Origin of the sequence: Campylobacter gracilis, from assembly GCF_018374135.1 — a bacterium.
Taxonomy (GTDB): Bacteria; Campylobacterota; Campylobacteria; order Campylobacterales; family Campylobacteraceae; genus Campylobacter_B; species Campylobacter_B gracilis_A.
The window spans coordinates 35,727-54,360 of record NZ_JAHAFS010000017.1 but is presented as its reverse complement, the minus strand read 5'-3'; the positions used below and the strand labels follow the sequence as shown (position 1 = coordinate 54,360).

The window sequence follows — 18,634 nt, the reverse complement described above, 5'->3', positions numbered from 1 at the left end:
GTGACTTGATTGAAACAAAGACGAGAGGTGCATATAGTTGCGATTATGATTTTTTTAAATGGATGCGCCCGCGCAACACTCTGCGCGACGTATTGCCAAAGCGGCAGCTCGCCCACGCGCAACCACTGCTTTTTGACGGGGAGCTCAAACCTGCTCGAATCGCCCGCGGCGAGCAAAATCAGCGATATATCTTTCAAACTTTTATCCTTGAAATTTTGTTACGAAATTATACGTATTAAAAATGAAAGCAAAATTAATCGCGGCTTGCGGGCTGAAATATCTTAAGTTTAGGCGTAAATTTACGCGGTGAGGCGGTAAAATTTCAGCCTGCGTTACGAAAATAAACGGCAAAAGAAAAGTAAGGATTAATGAAATTTGTTATATTATACGCGCATTTTTAAGAAGCGAGGCGAAAATGACCGAAAGCTGCGTATCACAGATCTATTTTGCAAAAAGAGGCGAGCTGACGCCGCAGATGAGAGAGGTCGCGCAAAGCGAGCGCATGGACGTGCGAGCCTTGTGCGATCTCATCGCGCAAGGAAGAGCGATCATCCCCGCAAACGTTAATCACAAAAGTCTAAAACCCATCGGTATCGGACGCGCGCTGCGGTGCAAGATCAATGCAAACATCGGCTCCTCGGGCACGACGAGCGATATTGAGGGCGAGCTGGAAAAGCTCGAGGTCTGCTTAAAGTACGGCGCCGATACGGTGATGGATCTAAGCACGGGCGGCGATTTGGACGAGATCCGCGCCGCGATAATCGAGCGCTCGCCCGTACCCATAGGCACGGTGCCGATCTATCAGATGATCCATGAGCTGGGCGATATTAAAAATTTAAAAACGAGCGCTATTCTTAGCACGATCGAGAAGCAGGCGCGGCAGGGAGTGGATTATTTTACGATCCACGCGGGCTTTAAGCTCGAGTTTATGCCGCTGCTCTCCCGTCGTAAGATGGGTATCGTAAGCAGGGGCGGCTCGCTGATAGCGTCGTGGATGATGAAATTTCACAAGCAAAACCCCTTCTACGAAGCGTTTGATGAAATTTGCGATATCTGCGCCGCCTACGACGTATCGCTATCTCTAGGCGACGGCTTGCGCCCGGGTTGCCTATACGACGCGACCGATAGAGCGCAGCTTAGCGAGCTTGAAATTTTAGGCGAGCTGGCCCTACGCGCGAATGAAAAAAACGTGCAGGTGATGATCGAGGGGCCGGGGCACATTCCGTTTAATGAGATCGAGCTTAATATGCAGCTAGAGCGCAAGCTCTGCCGCGATGCGCCGTTTTACGTGCTGGGGCCGCTTCCGACCGACATCGGCGCAGGCTACGATCACATCAGCAGCGCTATCGGCGGGACGATGGCTGCGTATTGCGGCGCCAGCATGCTCTGCTACGTAACGCCGAAGGAGCATCTGGGGCTTCCCAATGCACGCGACGTCAGAGAGGGCATCATCGCGCATAAGATCGCCGCTCATGCCGCAGACATCGCGCTAGGCAAAGCGGGCGCAATAGAGCGCGATCACGAGATGAGCGATGCGAGGTATAATTTTGATTGGAACAGGCAGTTTGAGCTTAGCTTCGATCCTGCGCATGCGCGCGAGCTGCACGACGAGAGCCTGGGCGATGAAATTTACAAGGGCGCGGAGTTTTGCTCGATGTGCGGACCGAAATTTTGCGCATATAAAATCAGTAGAAATTTAACCGAAAATAAGGAGAAGGAATGAGTAAAGACGAAGTCTTAAATTTGCTTAAAAGCGTGATCTATCCGGGCTTTTCTAAAAGCATCGTGGATTTTGGATTTGTAAAAGAGGTTGAGATCGGCGATAGAATTTTCGTAGGGATCGAAATCCCCAGCGCCAAGCCTGAGATCGCTGCAGAGCTCAGATCGGCGGTGCAAAAGGTACTCGGCACGGACGTGGAAATTTTAATCAAACAGCCTAAGATCGCCGAGGAAAAGAGCAACTCTCGCAGCGGCAAAAATATCGCGCCGCAGATCAAACATTTCGTGATGATCAGCAGCGGCAAAGGCGGCGTAGGCAAGAGCACGACGACGCTAAATTTAGCCATCAGCACGGCAAAGCTCGGCAAGAGAGTGGGGATTTTGGATGCCGATATTTACGGACCGAATCTGCCGCGAATGTTAGGAGAGGACAAGACGCAAGCAAGCGTCGTGGGGCAGAAGCTAAAGCCGATCTTAAGCCACGGCGTGGAGATGATGAGCATGGGCGTGCTGATGGAGGAGGGCGCGAGCCTCATCTGGCGCGGCTCGATGATAATGAAAGCGATCGAGCAACTGCTAAAAGACGTGGCGTGGAGCGATCTGGACGTGCTGTTTTTGGATATGCCTCCGGGTACGGGCGATGCGCAGCTTACGCTCGCTCAGAGCGTGCCGGTGACGGCGGGCGTGTGCGTCACGACGCCGCAGACGGTCGCGCTGGACGACAGCGCGCGCGGGCTTGATATGTTCGAAAAGCTCCACATCCCGATCGCAGGCCTTATCGAGAATATGAGCGGCTTCATCTGCCCAGATAACGGCAAGGAGTACAATATCTTCGGTCGCGGCGGCGCGCAAAAGCTGGCGCAGCGATACAACACCGAAGTAATCGGCGAGATCCCGATCGAGATCGCTATCCGCGAGGGCGGCGACAGCGGCAAGCCGGTAAGTTTCTACGCGCCAGATTCTTTTAGCGCGAAGCGTTACGAAGATGCCGCGCGCAAGCTGTGGGAGAAGATCGAGAAGATCGACCGCGAGGAGCTGGCGGACAACTCTGCGATCCAGCCGGTGATGGACGGCAAGAGCGCCTGCTCGAATTAGGACTTTGCAAGCTTGCGCGGGCAGGGCGAGCTTTATAATTGCGCGAGCGCTGCATAGGCTTCGGCCGGCCTGCACAGATCGCGGCGCGGAATTTGATAGCGATTTTGCGATAGAATTCCATGCGGAATTCCAAAGCGATTTGACGGCTCGGAATTCTGCGCCGAATTTTAGGGTTCGGAATTTTGCGCAAGAATACTGCCTCGAAATTTCATACCCGTTTCGCAGCAGAATTTTATAGCGCTCGTAAAATTTCGGTATGCAAATCCGCCGTAGAATTTTGCTAGTAAATTTAGTGGGTAAAATTTAACGCGGGTTTTGTGGCTTGGAATTTCGAGCCGAATTTTGTAGCTCGAAATTCTGTGTTAAAATTTTGCCATAAAATTTTTGTATATAAAATTTTGTGCAGAGTTTCGTAGCATTAAATTTCGAGCTAAAATTTTACCAAGCTCCGTCGCTTGAGGTTTTGGATAAAATTCTAAGCGTAAAATTTTATGGCGAAAATTAAATTCCAAACGCGCAATTCAGCGAGGTAAAATTTGCCGTAGAATTCTGCTTTGGAGTTTTAGATGTAAAATTTTAAGCATAAAGCTTTGCCGCGGAATTTTAAAATGTGAAATTTTATCGCTAAAACTTTGTTTTAAAATTTTAAGATGGGGCAAGGAAATTTCTCGCGCAGCTGGAATTTCATTCGTATAGGCTGTGGAGCCAAGGCGGCAAAATCCCTAAGCCTAGGGTTTTTAGGTTTAGGGATTTTACTTTTATACGAAATAAGAAAGGTCGGTAATGAGGTTTTTGATTATTTTGGTGCTTGCATTTGCGGCGTTCGCGCAAGAGAGCAATATGCAAAAATGGGCGAAAGAGATTACCGCGGACGCGCAGATCCCGCAGGATAAGTTTTTGGCGTTTTATCTGAATAAAGATGAGCCTAAGAAGGTGATTTTCTCTGAAAATGTCGATCGCATCAGCGTCAATTACGAAGGAAATTCCTTCCATGAAATTCCATCTCCAAATCTTATGGCGTATTGGGTCGGTGAGTTTAATTTTGACGCCGATATCGAAAAGATGGTGCTAGGAGATTACGGCTGGTCTACGCTGGTAATCGCCGTGGACGGCACGGACGTGCTAGGTGGGACATCTAGCAATCAAAAGCGCCCGCTTACGTATAAATTTAGCAAGGGCAAGCACAAGATCGAAGCGTGGTTTTTAAATGACGCGCATTCTAGCGAGCTTTTCGTGGATTTTAAAGATGTAGAGCCCTTTTATCGTCAAAAGGACGCCGTAGCCAAGATCCCTGCGGATAAGGACTACGACCTGTGGCTGGGCGCAATCTACGAAAGCTCGCAGATGAATAATCGCGTCAAGCTAAATTTAGCCAAATCCACTAAGCCTATCGTGCTGCTGCTTAGCTCATATCGCGCCGTGGAGTGGGAGATCTCAAATCCGCAAAATAACGAAATTCTAGCCGTGTTAATTTACAACCCCATAAGTAGCGTCCGTGGCGTAAGCGGTGCACTTTACGTTGAGGACTACAGATATACGGAGGCTGCTGATGGGCTTAAATGCGAGTGCATTTCGGGCAATGTCTTTCACTGCGACGGCAGCGAGATTTATGATATGAACGGGCGCGTAAACGGGATATTTGGCAGAGGCCTGGGGGCGTTTGCCGGCAAGCACGCCGTAAATTCCTTAGACCTGCCGGGGCTTGTTATTACACCAAAAATTTTAGACGACAGTAAAGCTCGCCTACTCTCGGTAGAAGCCGACCGCAAGAAATGCGAAAGCACACCGATGGATGACGTGTTTAGGTGAGATGAAATTTAAAATTTGGAGGAAAAAATGAAAATTTTAAGAGTATTTTTACTGGCTTTTTGCGTATTTCTTGCTTGTGCAAACGCTAACGACACACAAAAATGGGCGAGTGAGATCACGGCGGGCAAGCAGATCCCGGCGGATAAGTTTTTGGCTTTTTACCTAAATAAAGACGATCCTAAAACCGTCGTTTTCTCGGAAACGGTCGAAAATATAAATTTAAATTTCGCTTACGACAAGTTCCACAAAATACCTTCCGAAAAATTTATCGCCTATTGGGTCGGGAATTTCGACTTCAAGCAGGATGTGCAACAGATGATTTTGGCGGATTTTAGTTGGGCGAATTTACGTATTGCAATAGACGGCGAGCAGATATACGACTCCGAAAATGCTAGAAACAAAGCCGTCGTACATAAATTTAGTAAAGGGCGCCACAAGATCGAGGTTTGGTTCGCCAACAATTGGCATACCACTAGCCTTTTGGTGGATTTTAAGGATGAGCCAAATTTTTATAAACAAAGCGAGGTAGCTGCTAAGCTAAAAGGTCAAAATTTCGATATATGGCTAGCTGCCATTTACGAAAGTGATGTGAATGATAATAAAGTAGTCGTCGCGCTAGAAAAATCGAAAAAGCCGCTTGTAGTGATGCTAAGTTCATATCGTGCCGTACGCTGGGAGGTGTCAAATCCGCATAATAATAAAATTATAGCCGTACTCGTTTTTAATCCGATAAGCAGTATAAATTTGAAAGAAAACGTTTATTTGGTGAATCGTGTATACGATGATAATACCAAAATAAGATGCGATTGTGTTGGCGGCGGATCGGACTTTCACTGCGATGGCGGAGATATAAGTAGCAAAAACGAGCTCATCAAAAAAGATTTTGGACAAAATTTGAGCGGTTTTAGCGGTTCTCACGACGCGATTATGATAAATTTGCCGAGTACTTTGGTGGATGAAAGCGTGTTTGCCAAGGACGCCGAGCTCAAAAAACAAATCGAAATCGATCGTGAAAAGTGCCTAAAAGGCGGTAAAATAAACGATATTTTTAATTAATTTTAGGAGTAAGAATGTCTAAAGAATTTAAAACGATAGAGGAATTGAATGAGCTTATACAGGGCGTGCGAGCAGCTAAAGGTTATCGCGATCCGATCATGTGGGCGGTCGGGCGCGTATTTAAGGGACGCGCGGAGGGGCATAAAAGTCTAAGCGTGAATTACGCGCACGTAAATTTTAAAGAGGGGCTAGTAAGCGCAGCAGTGCTAATCCATGCTCTAGCCGAATGCGGCGAGGTCGTGGATTTTAGCGGTAGCGAGTGCGTCCTTCCGCTAATGCACAAATCCCTAAAAAAGGCGATCGAGGTTTTAAAATTTCTACAGCCAGACGCCAAAGAGGGCGCGCACAAAAATCTACAGGTGTTGCTTGCGGTTAAAGAGGCGATGAAATCGGACGAGCACGCGAGCTTTTGCGCTAGCTTCATCTTCGAGGATGCCGCGCCAAAAAGCGTCGAGAGCGTCTATCTCAAGCTTTACGCGATTTCGCTAAATCTCTGCGAGCCGCGCACGCTCAATCTAGATGGCGCTTTTAGCGTGCTTCCGAACGTCGCATGGGACGAAAACGCCCGTCCGATCGAGCTTTGGTGGCTGCTCGAAAATGAAATCTCTTTAAAAATGCAAGGTCGCTATCCGCGCATAATTAGCGTCGATAAATTTCCGCGCTACCTAAGCCACGTCGTGCCGCCGCAAAACGTGCGGATTTTAGATGACGCGAAAGTGCGTTTGGGTGCGCATATCGCCGCGGGTACGACCGTGATGCCGGGTGCTGCGTATGTAAATTTCAACGCAGGCACGACCGGCAGCGTTATGATCGAGGGGCGCGTCAGCAGCTCGGTCGTCGTGGGCGAGGGCAGCGATATAGGCGGCGGCGCGTCGATTTTGGGTGTGCTAAGCGGTACCAACGGCAATGCCGTGAGCATCGGCAAGCATTGCTTGCTGGGCGCAAACTCAGTAACGGGCATTCCGCTAGGCGACCGCTGCATCGTGGATGCCGGTATTGCGGTACTTGAGGGTACGAAGGTTTTCATCGCGCAAAAGGATCGCGAGGCGCTAGCAGCGCTAAATGCGGGCTTTGCATTTGATCGCGAAATTTATAAAGGACTTGAGCTTGCCGGGCTTAGCGGTCTGCACTTCCGTCAAAACAGCCAAAGCGGGCAGATTACGGCAAGCATTAGCAAGCGCGCGATCAAACTCAACGCGGAACTGCATTAAATTTATAAATTTAAACGGCGGGCGCGGATTGGCTGGAGCTTTTTTAAACTGCGTTAAATCTATAACTTAAACGGCGAGCTAAAAAAGATGCGGACGATCTCGCCGCACGCCGCTTTGAGCGAGCGCATGTGATCCGTCGCAAAAATTTCCGCTCATAGAATTTCGCGTGGAATTTAAAGAATTTTTGCCGCGATTTAGAAAATTTCCAGCGGTGATTTGCGGAATTTACGCTGCTATTTTAACGCAAGGAATTTTGGCTGCTAGCGGATTTGCGTCGCGCAAATAAGTCTTTAAATTTCAAAAATAGATTGAATTTAAAATTTCAATATAATAAATTTCAAATCAAATAAGGAGATAAAAATGAAAAAATTTATACTCGCCGCATTCGGCGTATTTAGCTGCAGCGCAGCGCTTGCGGGAGATGTCGAGCGCTGCAAGGCTTTGGCGGACGCCGTAAATGGGCACAGTCACCCCGCGACTAAAAATATAGATTTGGGCGCGGCTACATGCGAGGGCGATAAATTTATAGTTTCCATGACCCTAAAAAACGTAATTTGGGGAAAAGTAGATCCTAAAATCAAGCAAAATTTTGAAAGAGTTTTGCGCGCCGATAGGCAAAAGGACATCTGCGCGACGATGAAAGCGGGCGGTCTAAAGCGCATAGGCGTGCGAGAATTTCTGCAAAGCGGCGAAAAAATCGCCGATCTGACCTACACGCGCAGCGATTGCGGCTTAGAGTAAAATTTCAAAGGAGAGATAATGGAAGTACCTCAAGCGGCGTATAGCAGGGATAAAATCATCATTCGCACCGGCGCGATCGGTATCATTTCAAATGTAATTTTAGCGGCATTTAAGGGCGTCGTGGGGCTGATTTCGGGCTCAATCGCGATCGTGCTTGATGCCGTCAATAACCTAAGCGACGCGCTTTCGTCCGTCATTACGATCGTGGGCGTGCATCTTGCTAGCAAGCAGCCCGATCGCGCGCACCCCTTCGGACACGGCAGGATCGAGTATCTAAGCGCGATCGTAATCGCCGTCATCATCCTCTACACCGGCGGCGTCTCGCTCGTTGAATCGATCAAAAAGATCATTCATCCGCAAGCGGCGAATTATAATGCGGTTTCGCTCGTCATCATCGCCGTAGCCGTCGCGGCAAAATTTAGCCTAGGGCTTTATACGCAAAAGACGGGCGAGCGTGTAAACTCCGACTCGCTCATCGCTAGCGGCGTGGATGCCAAATACGATGCGCTCGTATCGCTAGCCACTCTCGTAGCGGCTTTAGTTTCGCTTATTTTCGGGCTGAGCTTGGAAGCGTATCTGGGCGCGATAATTTCGGCGCTTCTAATCAAAACGGCGTATGAAATTCTGCGCGATACGATCAGCAAGCTTTTGGGCTCGCGTCCGAGCCTGGAGCTGACGAATGAAATTTACGACGTCGTGCGCGGTTTCGAGGGCGTCATCGGCGCGTATGATCTGATGTTTCATGACTACGGGCCCGATAAGATGGTCGGCAGCATCCACATCGAGGTTGCAAGCGACACGACCGCGGCGCAGATCGACGCTCTTACGCGCCACATCCAAAACGCCGTTTTTGCGAAATTTAATATCATCCTAGATACCGTAGGAATTTACGCGTTTAACAAAAACGATCCGCGCGCCGCCGAGATCTACGAGCATATCAAGCAGATGGCGTTTTCGCATGAGTTCGTCTCGCAGATACATGGATTTTATCTCGACGAGGAAAAGCGCTCGATCAGCTTCGACGTTATCGTCGATTTCGCAGCGCCCGATATGGAGGCGACGTTTCGCGCGGTCTGTAAGCAGGTGCGCGCCGCGTATCCGAACTACACGCTCATCATCACTCGCGATAGCGACTACAGCGGTTAAAATTTTAAATTGCTCTAGCGGTTTAAATTTAATCGCGCCTGCTCTCGCCCCTTCGGCGAAATTTCAGAATTTTAAGCTACAATAGGAGAAATTTATCGTGGTTCCGCGCGGCGTAAAACCTGCAATAAACCGCGAGATGAAATTTGCGCGCAAAATCAGGCAGAAGTCCGCGCGCAAGGCAATGCAAAGAGAAATTTAAAAGGAAAAATATGGTTGAAATCAAAGATCTAACGATGCGCTTTGGCAAACAGCTACTTTTTGAAAACGTAAATTTAAGCCTCGATAAGGGCAGGCGCTACGGTCTCATCGGCGCAAACGGCGCGGGCAAATCGACGCTGCTTAAAATTTTAAGCGGGCAGATCGAAGCAAGCAGCGGCGAAATTTTAATACAAAGCGGGCTTAAAATCAGCGTTTTGGGGCAGGATCAATTCGCATTCGAAAGCTTCAGCGTCAAAGACGCCGTACTCTACGGCAACAAGCGCCTTTATGACGCCGTGCGCGAAAAGGCGCAGCTTTACGAAGCGGGCGAGTTTAACGACGAGATAAACGAGCGCCTAGGCGAGCTTGAGATGATCTGCGCGGAGGAGGATCCCGCCTACGAGTACGAAACGCGGATCGAGAAAATTTTAAGCTCGCTAGGGCTAAACGACTTCGATAAAAAGATGAGCGAGATCGAGACGAGCGATAAATTTAAGGTCCTTCTCGCGCAGGTGCTCTTCCCGCGCCCCGACGTGCTTTTTTTAGACGAGCCTACGAACAACCTCGATATCGACGCCATTTCGTGGCTCGAGTTTGAGCTAAATCGCCACACGGGCACGCTCGTAGTCATCAGCCACGACCGCCACTTTTTAAACCGTGTCTGCACGGACATCCTCGACGTTGATTTTAGGCGGGTGCGCGAATTTGGCGGCAATTACGACGACTGGTTCATCGCGTCCAATCTCACCCTCAAACAGGCGCAGTTCGAGCGCGAGAAAAAGCTCAAAGAAAAGGCTGAGCTTGAAAAATTTATCGCTCGCTTCAGCGCCAACGCAAGCAAAGCGAAGCAGGCCACGAGCCGCCAAAAGCAGCTTGATAAACTCGATCTTAGCGAGCTTGCGATCTCTTCGCGCAGAGAGCCTAGTATTTTATTTAAGCCCGCCCGCGAGATCGGCAATGAAATTTTAGAGCTAAGCGGCGTGGATATGAGCTTCGGCGAGATTGAAATTTTAAAAAATTTCAATCTCAAACTCGCTCACGGCGATAAGATCGCGATCATCGGGCGAAACGGAGTGGGCAAAAGCACGCTTTGCAAGATCATCATGGGCGAGCTCGCGCCTCTTAGCGGCAAGGTGCATATGGGCGCCACGATCGAGCCCGGGTATTTCGCGCAGGATACTAATAATAAAATTTCAGGCGAGCTCAAGCTCTACGAGTATTTGCAAAGCCCGCAGAATAGGGATCTGGATGAAATTCGCAAATGCCTTGGGCGCATGCTTTTTAGCGGCGCGGAGCAGGAGAAAAGCGTGGGCAGCCTAAGCGGCGGCGAGAAACACCGCGTGATGCTAAGTAAGCTAATGCTGCAACGCCCGAATCTGCTGGTGCTTGATGAGCCCAACAACCACCTCGATCTTGAGGCGATCATCGCGCTTGGCGAAGCGCTGTATAACTTTGCGGGGTGCGCGATCTGCGTGAGCCACGACCGCGAGCTCATCGACGCGTTTGCAAATAGAATTTTGCATCTCAAAGGAGACGGCGAAATCGTCGATTTTAGGGGCACTTACGAGGAATATCGCGAGAGCTTGGGAGCAAGCGATGATTGAGATCTGCGTAAACGGCGAGCCGCTGCAGCTGGCGCAGGATATGAGCGTGGGCGAGTTTTTGCGCCGACGCGGACATGATCTGCGCCTAGTGGCGCTCGAGCGCGACGGCGAAATTTTGAAAAAAGAGGCGTGGGAGCGCACGCAGATCTCAAGCGGCAAAAAATATGAAATCGTCGAGTTCGTAGGCGGCGGCTGAGGTCGGAGCTTTGAATTATGTTAAAAATTACGCAGCCGAGGTTTAAATCTGCGCGGAGGTCGCTAAGGAAGCCGCTAAATTTTAAGCGGCATGGCGACACGGCGGCTAGAGCTTAAAATTTGCATGCGCGTCGTTAAAATTTTAAGCGGTACGGCGGAGCGGAGACATAGCGGCGTTTGGGTTTTTAAATTGGAAGCCGCGGTAGCCTGGCGCCTGCGGCGAGCTTTTAAATTTTGTAAGCGAATTGAGCCGCGGCGACAGGACGCAGGAGTTTTAAAATTCGCTCCGCGGCGATAGAGTTTAAATTTTTATTGCTGCGGCGAAACGTTAATTTGCGTCGCCAGCCGCCGCGGCAGGACGTGGGCTTTAAAACTGCGTCGGCGCCGTAGGTTTGAGCACGGGAATTAAAATTTACGCCGAAGTTGTAGGATTTGGGCGCGGGGTTTTTAAAATTGATCCCGAGATCTCTGCCGCTATGCACGCTGAGGCGTATGCTGTGGCCCGTTTTTTCGTCAGTTGGGCTTGAAATTTTAAATTTAGCGCAGTGCGGGTTTATTCAGGCATTTTAGCAGCTTTAAATTCGGCGGATCATTTTAGCGCTTTGCGACTTTAAATTTACCGACAGGCGGGGATTAATGCGCTAAATTTGGCGGATTTGGCTTGCGTCTCGCCGCCGTACGGGCTTCTACGACGCACCGCCGTATTAGCCGAATTCAATGCGCTCAGGAGGCTAAACATGAGGCGTAAAAGCACGATGAAATTTTTAGATCAAAATCGCGTGCGATGCGCTCGGTACGCCCCGCGTGCATCGCAACTCGCGCCAAGCGTTTGCGCAGCGTGTCTTAGCTGCGTAGATCTCTACCGCGATCGCGCCGCAATACCGCAAATGCGCGCTATTTTCGCGCAGATATGAGGCGTCGTGCACTTAAATTTACGCGATAAATTTAGACGGCAAAAAGATAAAATTTAGGATCAAAATGCAGATAAAATTAAATGGCAAAGTTTACGAAACGGCCGCGAGCGATCTTGAGGGGCTTAAGCGCGAAGTAAAATTTAGCGGCGAGGTTGCCGTGATAAACGGCTATGCGAGCACGCAAAACTGTGAGCTAAAGGCGGGCGATGAGCTCTTTTTGCTCGCGCGCGGTGCGGAGCTATCGCCGCAGGAGCTTCGCGAGCTGATGCTTGCTCGCAATGCCCCCGCCGTAAATGAGGCGCTACAAGGCTCGCGCGTGGCGATCTGCGGGCTTGGCGGGCTCGGCTCAAACGTCGCGATCCTGCTTGCGCGCGCGGGCGTGGGCGAGCTCTTTTTGATCGACTTCGACGTCGTCGAGCCGACCAACCTGAACCGCCAGCAGTACGAGATCGGCGATCTTTACAAGCCCAAAACAGCCGCTCTGCGCGAAAAAATCGCGCGCATAAACCCGTTTGTGCGCGTGCGAACCTTAAACGAGCGACTTACCGCGCAAAATGTAGCCGAAATTTTAAAAAACGAGCGTATAATTTGCGAGTGCTTCGACGAAGCGGCGGCGAAAGCGATGATTTTTGGCGCATTCGGCGGCACGGATCGCTTTTTGATCTGCGCTAGCGGTATGGCGGGCAGCGGCGACGCCAACGAGATCCGCACGACGCGCCTCGGCAAAAACGTCTTCGTCTGCGGCGACCGCAAAAGTGCCGCAGCTCAGGGTGTGGGGCTGCTCGCGCCGCGCGTAGCGATCTGCGCCGCACATCAGGCAAACGTGGCGCTTAGGCTAATTTTGGGCGAAGAGAGCTAACTAGCCGCTAATCGCGCGTCTGCATTCCTAAATTTACGCGCCTTGTGCATTGCCGCTAAATTTAGCTTTGCGCGATTATCTTTGAGAAGCAGGCGAGCGTTTCGGCGGTATACAGCGTGTTTTAAAGACGATGTGAATTTACTGCGCGCCGCGTAAATTTAGCCGCGAGATCTAAATTTAAACGACGAAATTTAAACTATTTGCCGTGCCTAGCTAGCGGGCAGGTAGAATTTTAAAATTTATTCAGCGCGAGCGAGCTGCTTTTGAACGTAGGATTTAAAATTCCGCGCAGCGAAGCGGGCCGCAGTCTGCGCGTGAAATTTTAAAATTTTGTGTCGTGGCATAAAATTTGACGAGAAATTTTAAAACTTGAGCGCGGCGTCGTGCAGCGCGTTAAAATAGTGATAGAAGCAAGGCGCACAATCTGTGCCGCAATCTCGCGCTGTGTATAATGCGCCGCGCGAGTACTGATATTGCGCTATCTGCGCCGCGCATAAAAACGAAAATTTAAACTAAAGAGGATAGAATGGACGATAAACTGATCTTAGGCGGCAGGGAGTTTAGCTCGCGCCTTATAATGGGCTCTGGCAAGTTCGATCACGCGATGATCGACGCCTGCGTGCGGCACGCGGGCTGTGAGATCGTCACGCTTGCGCTGCGTCGCGTGAACGAAAGCAAGAGCCGCAATATCTTGGATTTCATTCCCCGCGGCGTCACGCTGCTGCCAAACACCAGCGGCGCGCGAAACGCCAAGGAGGCGCTGCGGATCGCACGGCTCGCGCGCGAGCTGGGCTGCGGCGACTTCGTAAAGATCGAGATCATAGGCGACAGCAAATACCTTCTGCCCGACAACGCCGAGACAATCAAGGCCTGCGAAGCCCTGGCGCGCGAGGATTTCGTGCCGCTTGCCTACATGCACGCCGATCTGTGCGTCGCGCGCGATCTAGTAAGCGCAGGGGCTGCCGCCGTGATGCCTCTGGCTGCGCCAATAGGCTCTAATCGCGGGCTGATGATGCGCGGGATGATCGAAATTTTGCTAGACGAAATCGACGTGCCGATCATCGTAGATGCGGGACTCGGCGCGCCTAGCGAGGCTTGCGAGGCGATGCAGATGGGCTGCGCTGCGGTGATGGTAAATACGGCGATCGCCACGAGCGGGGATCTGGCGCTGATGGCGCGGGCGTTTGCGCTCGGCGTGCAGGCGGGGCGCGATGCCTATCTGGCGGGGCTCGGCGCCGTTTCTAAGACAGCCAGTGCGAGCTCGCCGCTAACGGGATTTTTGAGATAGCGGTTAAAATTTTAAATGCGGCTTGGTTGCGCGAGCCGTGTTTTTTTGTGCGGAATTTGCATTTTTGAGCCATACATATCGCACAAGGTTTTTGCGCCATGTGAGTTAAATCTCAGCACACTTTGTTAAGCCCTATGCCAAACGAGATAAATTCCGCACTTTTGCTAGGCGTCTTAAAGCGCTGCGGCGAAAAGTAATTTGGCAGCGGTGTAGCGCGCAGCAGGCTCGGCGATCAAATTTTAAAATTTAATCGGGCTGAAAGCAGCCCGATCGAGAGAAACCCGATTGATCGGCGGGCTATTTTAGTATGTCGTATTTGTCGCAGTATTTTCGTAAATAGTCTTTTTCATAGTCTAATAGCACCGGGTCCTTTTTGCCCATTTCGCAGGCTTTTTGATAGTATTGCACCGCTCTTGCTTTGTCGCCATCGGCTTGAAGACCTGAAGCAAAATTCCCGCACGCTACCCAGCTCCCCGCATCGCAAGCTCTTCCGGTATATTCCATAGCCCGTGTCATATCTCTTTTTACCCCTTTGCCATGCGCATACATATGACCTAAATTGTTGCAGCCGTTCGCAAGTCCGCCATTGCAAGCTTTATCGAATAGCTCGACAGCCTTTTTATAATCTTTTTTTACTCCTTTGCCGCTAAAATACATTGCTCCCAAATCCGAGCAAGCCTCATAAACATTTCCATCGCAAGCTTTTTTGTAAAAACAAAGCGTCTTTTTGTAATCCCTATCGGATGCATCTCCTCCTAGCTCGGTTGGGCTGTGATAAAGAGCACCGGCATGACCACAGTATTCAGGGTCTCCCGCTTCGCACTTTTGCTCAAATTGTTTTCTTTGCGATTGAAATTGCGTTTCGCCGAAAGCCAAATAGCCTAATAGGGCTAAACCTAAGATGATTTTTTTCATTCTTTCTCCTTTAAAATTTTTCGTATTATTTCATTTTTAATCGTCAGATATTGTCATTTTAGATAGTTAAAATTTTATTTGTCTCCTTGCTTTTAAAAAATTTCACAGAAGTATACCCCCCCCCTTAATAATCACTAAAATTTAAAATGCGAACGGGGCGCTCCGTTTTAAAATTTTTTACCGAAATCCTGCTAAAATGCGCTTCTAAACCAAACGAAAAGAAACTTTGCGGCGCCTAAATTTACACGCAAAAACGTGCTGCATAGAATTGAAATGAAAATTTAAAAGGAAAATATTAAAGATGAACAAAACCGGCTATCTAGCAGGCATGGAGGATATCGGAAGCGAGATGATGGAGCGCACGCTCGCTCTGCGCGAGGGCTTTTGCGAGGAGGCGAGCGAGGCTGACGTGCAAAGGGCGATCGGCGCGAAAAACAGAGGTCTGCGCGATTTTGCCGCTCTACTAAGCGTGCGCGCGGGCGAGCATTTGGAGCAGATCGCCCGTGTCGCAGCGCGCGAAAAAGCGGCGCATTTTGGTAGCAACATCGCCGTTTTCACGCCGATTTACATCTCAAACTACTGCGACAATCTGTGTGTTTACTGCGGCTTTAATTGCAAAAACAAAATCGCGCGCGCAAGGCTCGATGAGGCGCAGCTAAAGGCGGAGTTTGAGGCGATCGCGGCAAGCGGGCTGGAGGAAATTTTGATCCTCACCGGCGAGAGCGAGAAAAACAGCCCCGTACGCTACATCGGGCGCGCCTGCGAGCTCGCGCGGCAGTATTTTAAGGTAATCGGCGTCGAAATTTATCCGCTAAATTCCGCCGATTATGCCTATTTGCACGCTTGCGGCGTCGATTTTGTCACCGTTTTTCAAGAAACATACGATCCCGCGCGCTACGCACAGCTGCATCTTGCGGGCAACAAGCGCGTTTTTGCGTATCGCTTCGCAGCTCAAGAGCGCGCGATCAGAGGCGGTATGCGCGGCGTGGGCTTTGCGGCGCTTTTGGGGCTTGGGGACTTCCGCCGCGATGCCTTTGCCACGGGCGTGCACGCGTGGCTGCTTCAGCGCAAGTACCCGCGCGCCGAGATTGCCTTTTCAGTGCCGCGCCTGCGCCCGATTATCAACAACGACAAAATAAACCCGAAGGACGTCGGCGAGCGCGAGCTGCTGCAGGTCATGTGCGCGTATCGGCTGCTGCTGCCAAGTGCGCAGATCACGATCTCCACGCGCGAGAGGGCAGGCTTCCGCGACAATGCGATTAGGATCGCGGCGAGCAAAATTTCGGCGGGCGTGAGCGTGGGTATCGGCGGACACAGCGAGCAGAGGGGCGACGAGCAGTTCGAGATCAGCGACGCGCGCAGCGTAAGCGAGGTCTGCGAGGCGATCCGCGGTGGCGGGCTGCAGCCGCTGATGAGTGAGTATATCTATGTGTGAGGCGCGAAATTTTACCGTGTGCGTGGATGAAATTTACGGCGTTAGACGCGAGATTTGCAGCGCCGGGCTCGAGGGCGTATTTCGCGCTACTCGGCGCAGAAGTAAAATTTGTAGCGTAAAATACGACGCCGAATTTTGCAGCGCCGCATGTCGTGATAAAATTTCTGGCGCTATGGCAGATGATAAAATTTTCGATGTCGTGTCAGCTGACGCGGGAAATTTTGAGATACAAAATGCGCGTGTAAATTTAAGATCTCGGAATACATACGCGGATTTAAAATTTAAAGGTGACGCAAATTCCAAGCCCGCGGGCGACGCAAATTTTAAATTTAAAAACGGCGCGAGCTTCGGGTTCTTATGCCGCGGCAACGTAAGGTCGCTAAAATCGATGAGCTGGGCGAACGCTTTGAGTTTTAGCGCTGCGATGGAAATTTCAGCCCTTGTTAAGGCGAGCGAAATTTTGAAATATGGCGTGACGGCGGGGATTTTGGCGCTCGCCCTAGCAAGTAAAATTTTAATTTCTAGCATCGCAGGCAAAATTTTAAATTTGAGTGCGACGCCGTCCACGGGCGGGGATTTTGGGCTTAAGGGAGCGAGCGGATGCTAGATTTAGAGCTTGCTTCGCGCATTACGATCATTACGAACCGCGCGCTCTGCGGCGGTGAGGCGGCGCTGCTCGCGCGCATAGCGGATTTTGCCGCGGCGGGCGCAGGCGAGATCGTCGTGCGCGAAAAGGATTTAGACGAAGCGGCCTATGCAGCGCTGTTTGGTAAAATTTTACTCGCCTGCAAGAGCGGGTTTTGCGCGGATACAGCCCGTGCGGACGGAATTATTGCAAATGAAGCTTGTACTGCTAAATTTGGCAAAATCCAAGCTCTTGAGGGCGAATTAGACGTGAGCGCGGCCTACGCTGATAAAATTTTGCTCTGCGAGCGCGGTGCAGACGAAGTTTCTCGAAAAAAGCTCGATTTGGGCGGCGACAAGAGCGAGCTTTGCGCGGATACAGCCCGCAAGCACGGTGCCGCCACAGATGAGATACGGTCTAAAAATTCCGCTTGCGTTTTAGATGAAATTTTGTCTGAAAATTTTACCAGCGCTGCAAACTGCGCGAATGATAGCGCACCGGGCGAGATTTCGCTTCGTGGCGCTGCAAGCGAAACGAAACTCGCGACAGAAGGCGTACGGGGCGCAGAAAATGCGGAAAGGATGCAGGGTGCGCAAAGTACAGAAAATGCAAATGATGTGCATAGTGCAAAAAATGCGGGGAGCTCGCAGAGTGCGGAGGGTGCGCAGAGCGCAGAGCGTTCTAGCCACCAGCCTGCGATCTTTGTGCATAATTTTGCAGATTTTGCGCTGCGGGCAGGCGAGAGAAATTTATGGCTGCCGCTCGGGGTTTTGCGGAGCTTTAGCGCGGCGCACGGCGCGGAGTTTTTGCGTGCAAATTTCAAAAAACTGGTCGCTTCCTGCCACAGCGAGGCGGAAGCGCGCGAGGCGCTGGAGCTGGGCGCGAACGCGATCTGCCTGAGCCACATCTTCGCGACTGATTGTAAGGCGGGGCTAGCGCCGAAGGGGCTAAATTTGATCCGCGCCGTGCGGGAGTTTTTCGCGGGCGAAATCTACGCGCTAGGCGGCATCACGCCGCACAATTTCGCCTCCGTCTTACGCGCGGGAGCCGACAGGATCGCCGTTATGAGCCCTGCAATGGCTGCGCGGGACGCGAGCGATTTCATAAGAAAATTTAAGAAATAAATCGATCCAAAAACGCGGTTTGTTTCCGTTGCCGCGCCCTTGCTGTCGTAATTGCGCTGTATGCGGCGCGATGTAAAAACATATTTTAAATAAAATCAAAAGCTCACGAAATGGGCGCGATTTATTGCGATTTAAGCCTGAAATTATAAAATACGAGCGTTTAAGCTTAAGGATATTTTTTGGATAAAGTGCTGCTTGAGGAATCTAAAAAGCCTCTAAACGAACGACGTCGGACTTTCAAGCAAAAGCTTCGAAAAGGCGCTAGCGCTGACATCTTTGACGATGCGGATTTAAGCGATGCAATGGATCGCAGATCATTAAATTTAAACGATGCAAATTTGAGTAGCAAAAGCTTTAAAAATGCGAATTTTAATCAAACAGACCCCGAATCGCAACCCGATCATCTTTGCGGCGCAAATTTCCGAGATAGAAATTTAAACGACATGAATTTAAACTCAAAAGATGAGGTAAAATTTCAAAATTTAAACCCGGGCGGTGTTTCATCGCGGGGCGCTAAAACTCGAGATTACGACAAAGAGCCGCTAGTAATCAAAGATTATATAACGATCGTATATATTATAACTATAGCGGTATTGCTTTGTTTTGCCATGTTTATAAATTTAGTATTTAATATCCCCTACGATAGAAAAGTTGCAAATATTTTACTTATTTGTACCTTTAGTTGCCAGAGTCCTTAAGG

At 50.3% G+C, this 18,634-nt stretch carries 16 protein-coding genes and 1 pseudogene; 15 read left to right on the top strand and 2 right to left on the bottom strand.

Annotated elements, in window-relative coordinates; genetic code table 11:
* Positions 1-197, bottom strand: a pseudogene (locus KH703_RS08610) (NTP transferase domain-containing protein); the annotation flags it as partial.
* A gap of 218 nt (positions 198-415) precedes the next feature.
* Here KH703_RS08610 and thiC point away from each other — a divergent pair.
* The 11 genes from thiC to KH703_RS08555 all read left to right on the top strand — a co-directional run bounded on the left by thiC (position 416) and on the right by KH703_RS08555 (position 13,835).
* A complete protein-coding gene (thiC, locus tag KH703_RS08605) occupies positions 416-1,723 on the top strand; it encodes a phosphomethylpyrimidine synthase ThiC (protein ID WP_304295449.1) in 1,308 nt (435 codons plus the stop codon).
* On the top strand, positions 1,720-2,814 hold the full coding sequence (locus KH703_RS08600) for an Mrp/NBP35 family ATP-binding protein (protein WP_304295448.1): 1,095 nt from the start codon (positions 1,720-1,722) through the stop codon (positions 2,812-2,814). The genes thiC and KH703_RS08600 overlap by 4 nt, the downstream gene beginning before the upstream one ends.
* A gap of 783 nt (positions 2,815-3,597) precedes the next feature.
* Entirely contained in the window at positions 3,598-4,623 is a 1,026-nt protein-coding gene (locus KH703_RS08595) for a hypothetical protein (protein WP_304295447.1), read from the top strand.
* A gap of 27 nt (positions 4,624-4,650) precedes the next feature.
* On the top strand, positions 4,651-5,679 hold the full coding sequence (locus KH703_RS08590) for a hypothetical protein (protein ID WP_297901185.1): 1,029 nt from the start codon (positions 4,651-4,653) through the stop codon (positions 5,677-5,679).
* Positions 5,680-5,693: 14 nt separating this feature from the next.
* Positions 5,694-6,890 (top strand): tetrahydrodipicolinate N-succinyltransferase N-terminal domain-containing protein, encoded by a 1,197-nt coding sequence (locus KH703_RS08585; RefSeq protein ID WP_304295446.1) that lies wholly within the window; start codon positions 5,694-5,696, stop codon positions 6,888-6,890.
* Between the two features lie 360 nt (positions 6,891-7,250).
* On the top strand, positions 7,251-7,631 hold the full coding sequence (locus tag KH703_RS08580; protein WP_304295445.1) for a hypothetical protein: 381 nt from the start codon (positions 7,251-7,253) through the stop codon (positions 7,629-7,631).
* 18 nt (positions 7,632-7,649) lie between these two features.
* Positions 7,650-8,777: a cation diffusion facilitator family transporter gene (locus tag KH703_RS08575; RefSeq protein ID WP_304295444.1), complete on the top strand. Its 1,128-nt coding sequence runs from the start codon at positions 7,650-7,652 to the stop codon at positions 8,775-8,777.
* A 209-nt stretch (positions 8,778-8,986) separates the two neighbouring features.
* On the top strand, positions 8,987-10,579 hold the full coding sequence (locus KH703_RS08570; RefSeq protein ID WP_304295443.1) for an ABC-F family ATP-binding cassette domain-containing protein: 1,593 nt from the start codon (positions 8,987-8,989) through the stop codon (positions 10,577-10,579).
* The gene (gene thiS / locus KH703_RS08565) at positions 10,572-10,775 is read left to right on the top strand and encodes a sulfur carrier protein ThiS (RefSeq protein WP_304295442.1); all 204 of its coding nucleotides are present in this window, start codon (positions 10,572-10,574) and stop codon (positions 10,773-10,775) included. The genes KH703_RS08570 and thiS overlap by 8 nt, the downstream gene beginning before the upstream one ends.
* A 977-nt stretch (positions 10,776-11,752) precedes the next feature.
* The gene (thiF, locus tag KH703_RS08560; RefSeq protein ID WP_304295441.1) at positions 11,753-12,547 is read left to right on the top strand and encodes a sulfur carrier protein ThiS adenylyltransferase ThiF; all 795 of its coding nucleotides are present in this window, start codon (positions 11,753-11,755) and stop codon (positions 12,545-12,547) included.
* Positions 12,548-13,073: 526 nt separating this feature from the next.
* Positions 13,074-13,835: a thiazole synthase gene (locus KH703_RS08555; RefSeq protein ID WP_304295440.1), complete on the top strand. Its 762-nt coding sequence runs from the start codon at positions 13,074-13,076 to the stop codon at positions 13,833-13,835.
* 297 nt (positions 13,836-14,132) lie between these two features.
* Here KH703_RS08555 and KH703_RS08550 read toward each other — a convergent pair whose 3' ends face one another.
* Positions 14,133-14,750 (bottom strand): tetratricopeptide repeat protein, encoded by a 618-nt coding sequence (locus tag KH703_RS08550; protein WP_304295439.1) that lies wholly within the window; start codon positions 14,748-14,750, stop codon positions 14,133-14,135.
* A 301-nt stretch (positions 14,751-15,051) separates the two neighbouring features.
* Between KH703_RS08550 and thiH the strand changes: the two genes are divergently transcribed.
* The 4 genes from thiH to KH703_RS08530 all read left to right on the top strand — a co-directional run bounded on the left by thiH (position 15,052) and on the right by KH703_RS08530 (position 18,632).
* Entirely contained in the window at positions 15,052-16,185 is a 1,134-nt protein-coding gene (gene thiH, locus KH703_RS08545; RefSeq protein WP_304295438.1) for a 2-iminoacetate synthase ThiH, read from the top strand.
* Positions 16,178-16,792, top strand: a complete 615-nt coding sequence (locus tag KH703_RS08540) for a hypothetical protein (RefSeq protein WP_304295437.1) — start codon at positions 16,178-16,180, stop codon at positions 16,790-16,792. The genes thiH and KH703_RS08540 overlap by 8 nt, the downstream gene beginning before the upstream one ends.
* Positions 16,786-17,934: a thiamine phosphate synthase gene (locus KH703_RS08535; protein WP_304295436.1), complete on the top strand. Its 1,149-nt coding sequence runs from the start codon at positions 16,786-16,788 to the stop codon at positions 17,932-17,934. Before KH703_RS08540 ends, KH703_RS08535 begins: the two co-directional genes overlap by 7 nt.
* 179 nt (positions 17,935-18,113) lie before the next feature.
* Positions 18,114-18,632 carry a hypothetical protein gene (locus KH703_RS08530; protein WP_304295435.1) on the top strand — a complete coding sequence of 173 codons (519 nt, stop codon included), beginning with the start codon at positions 18,114-18,116 and terminating at the stop codon, positions 18,630-18,632.
* Positions 18,633-18,634: the final 2 nt, after the last annotated feature.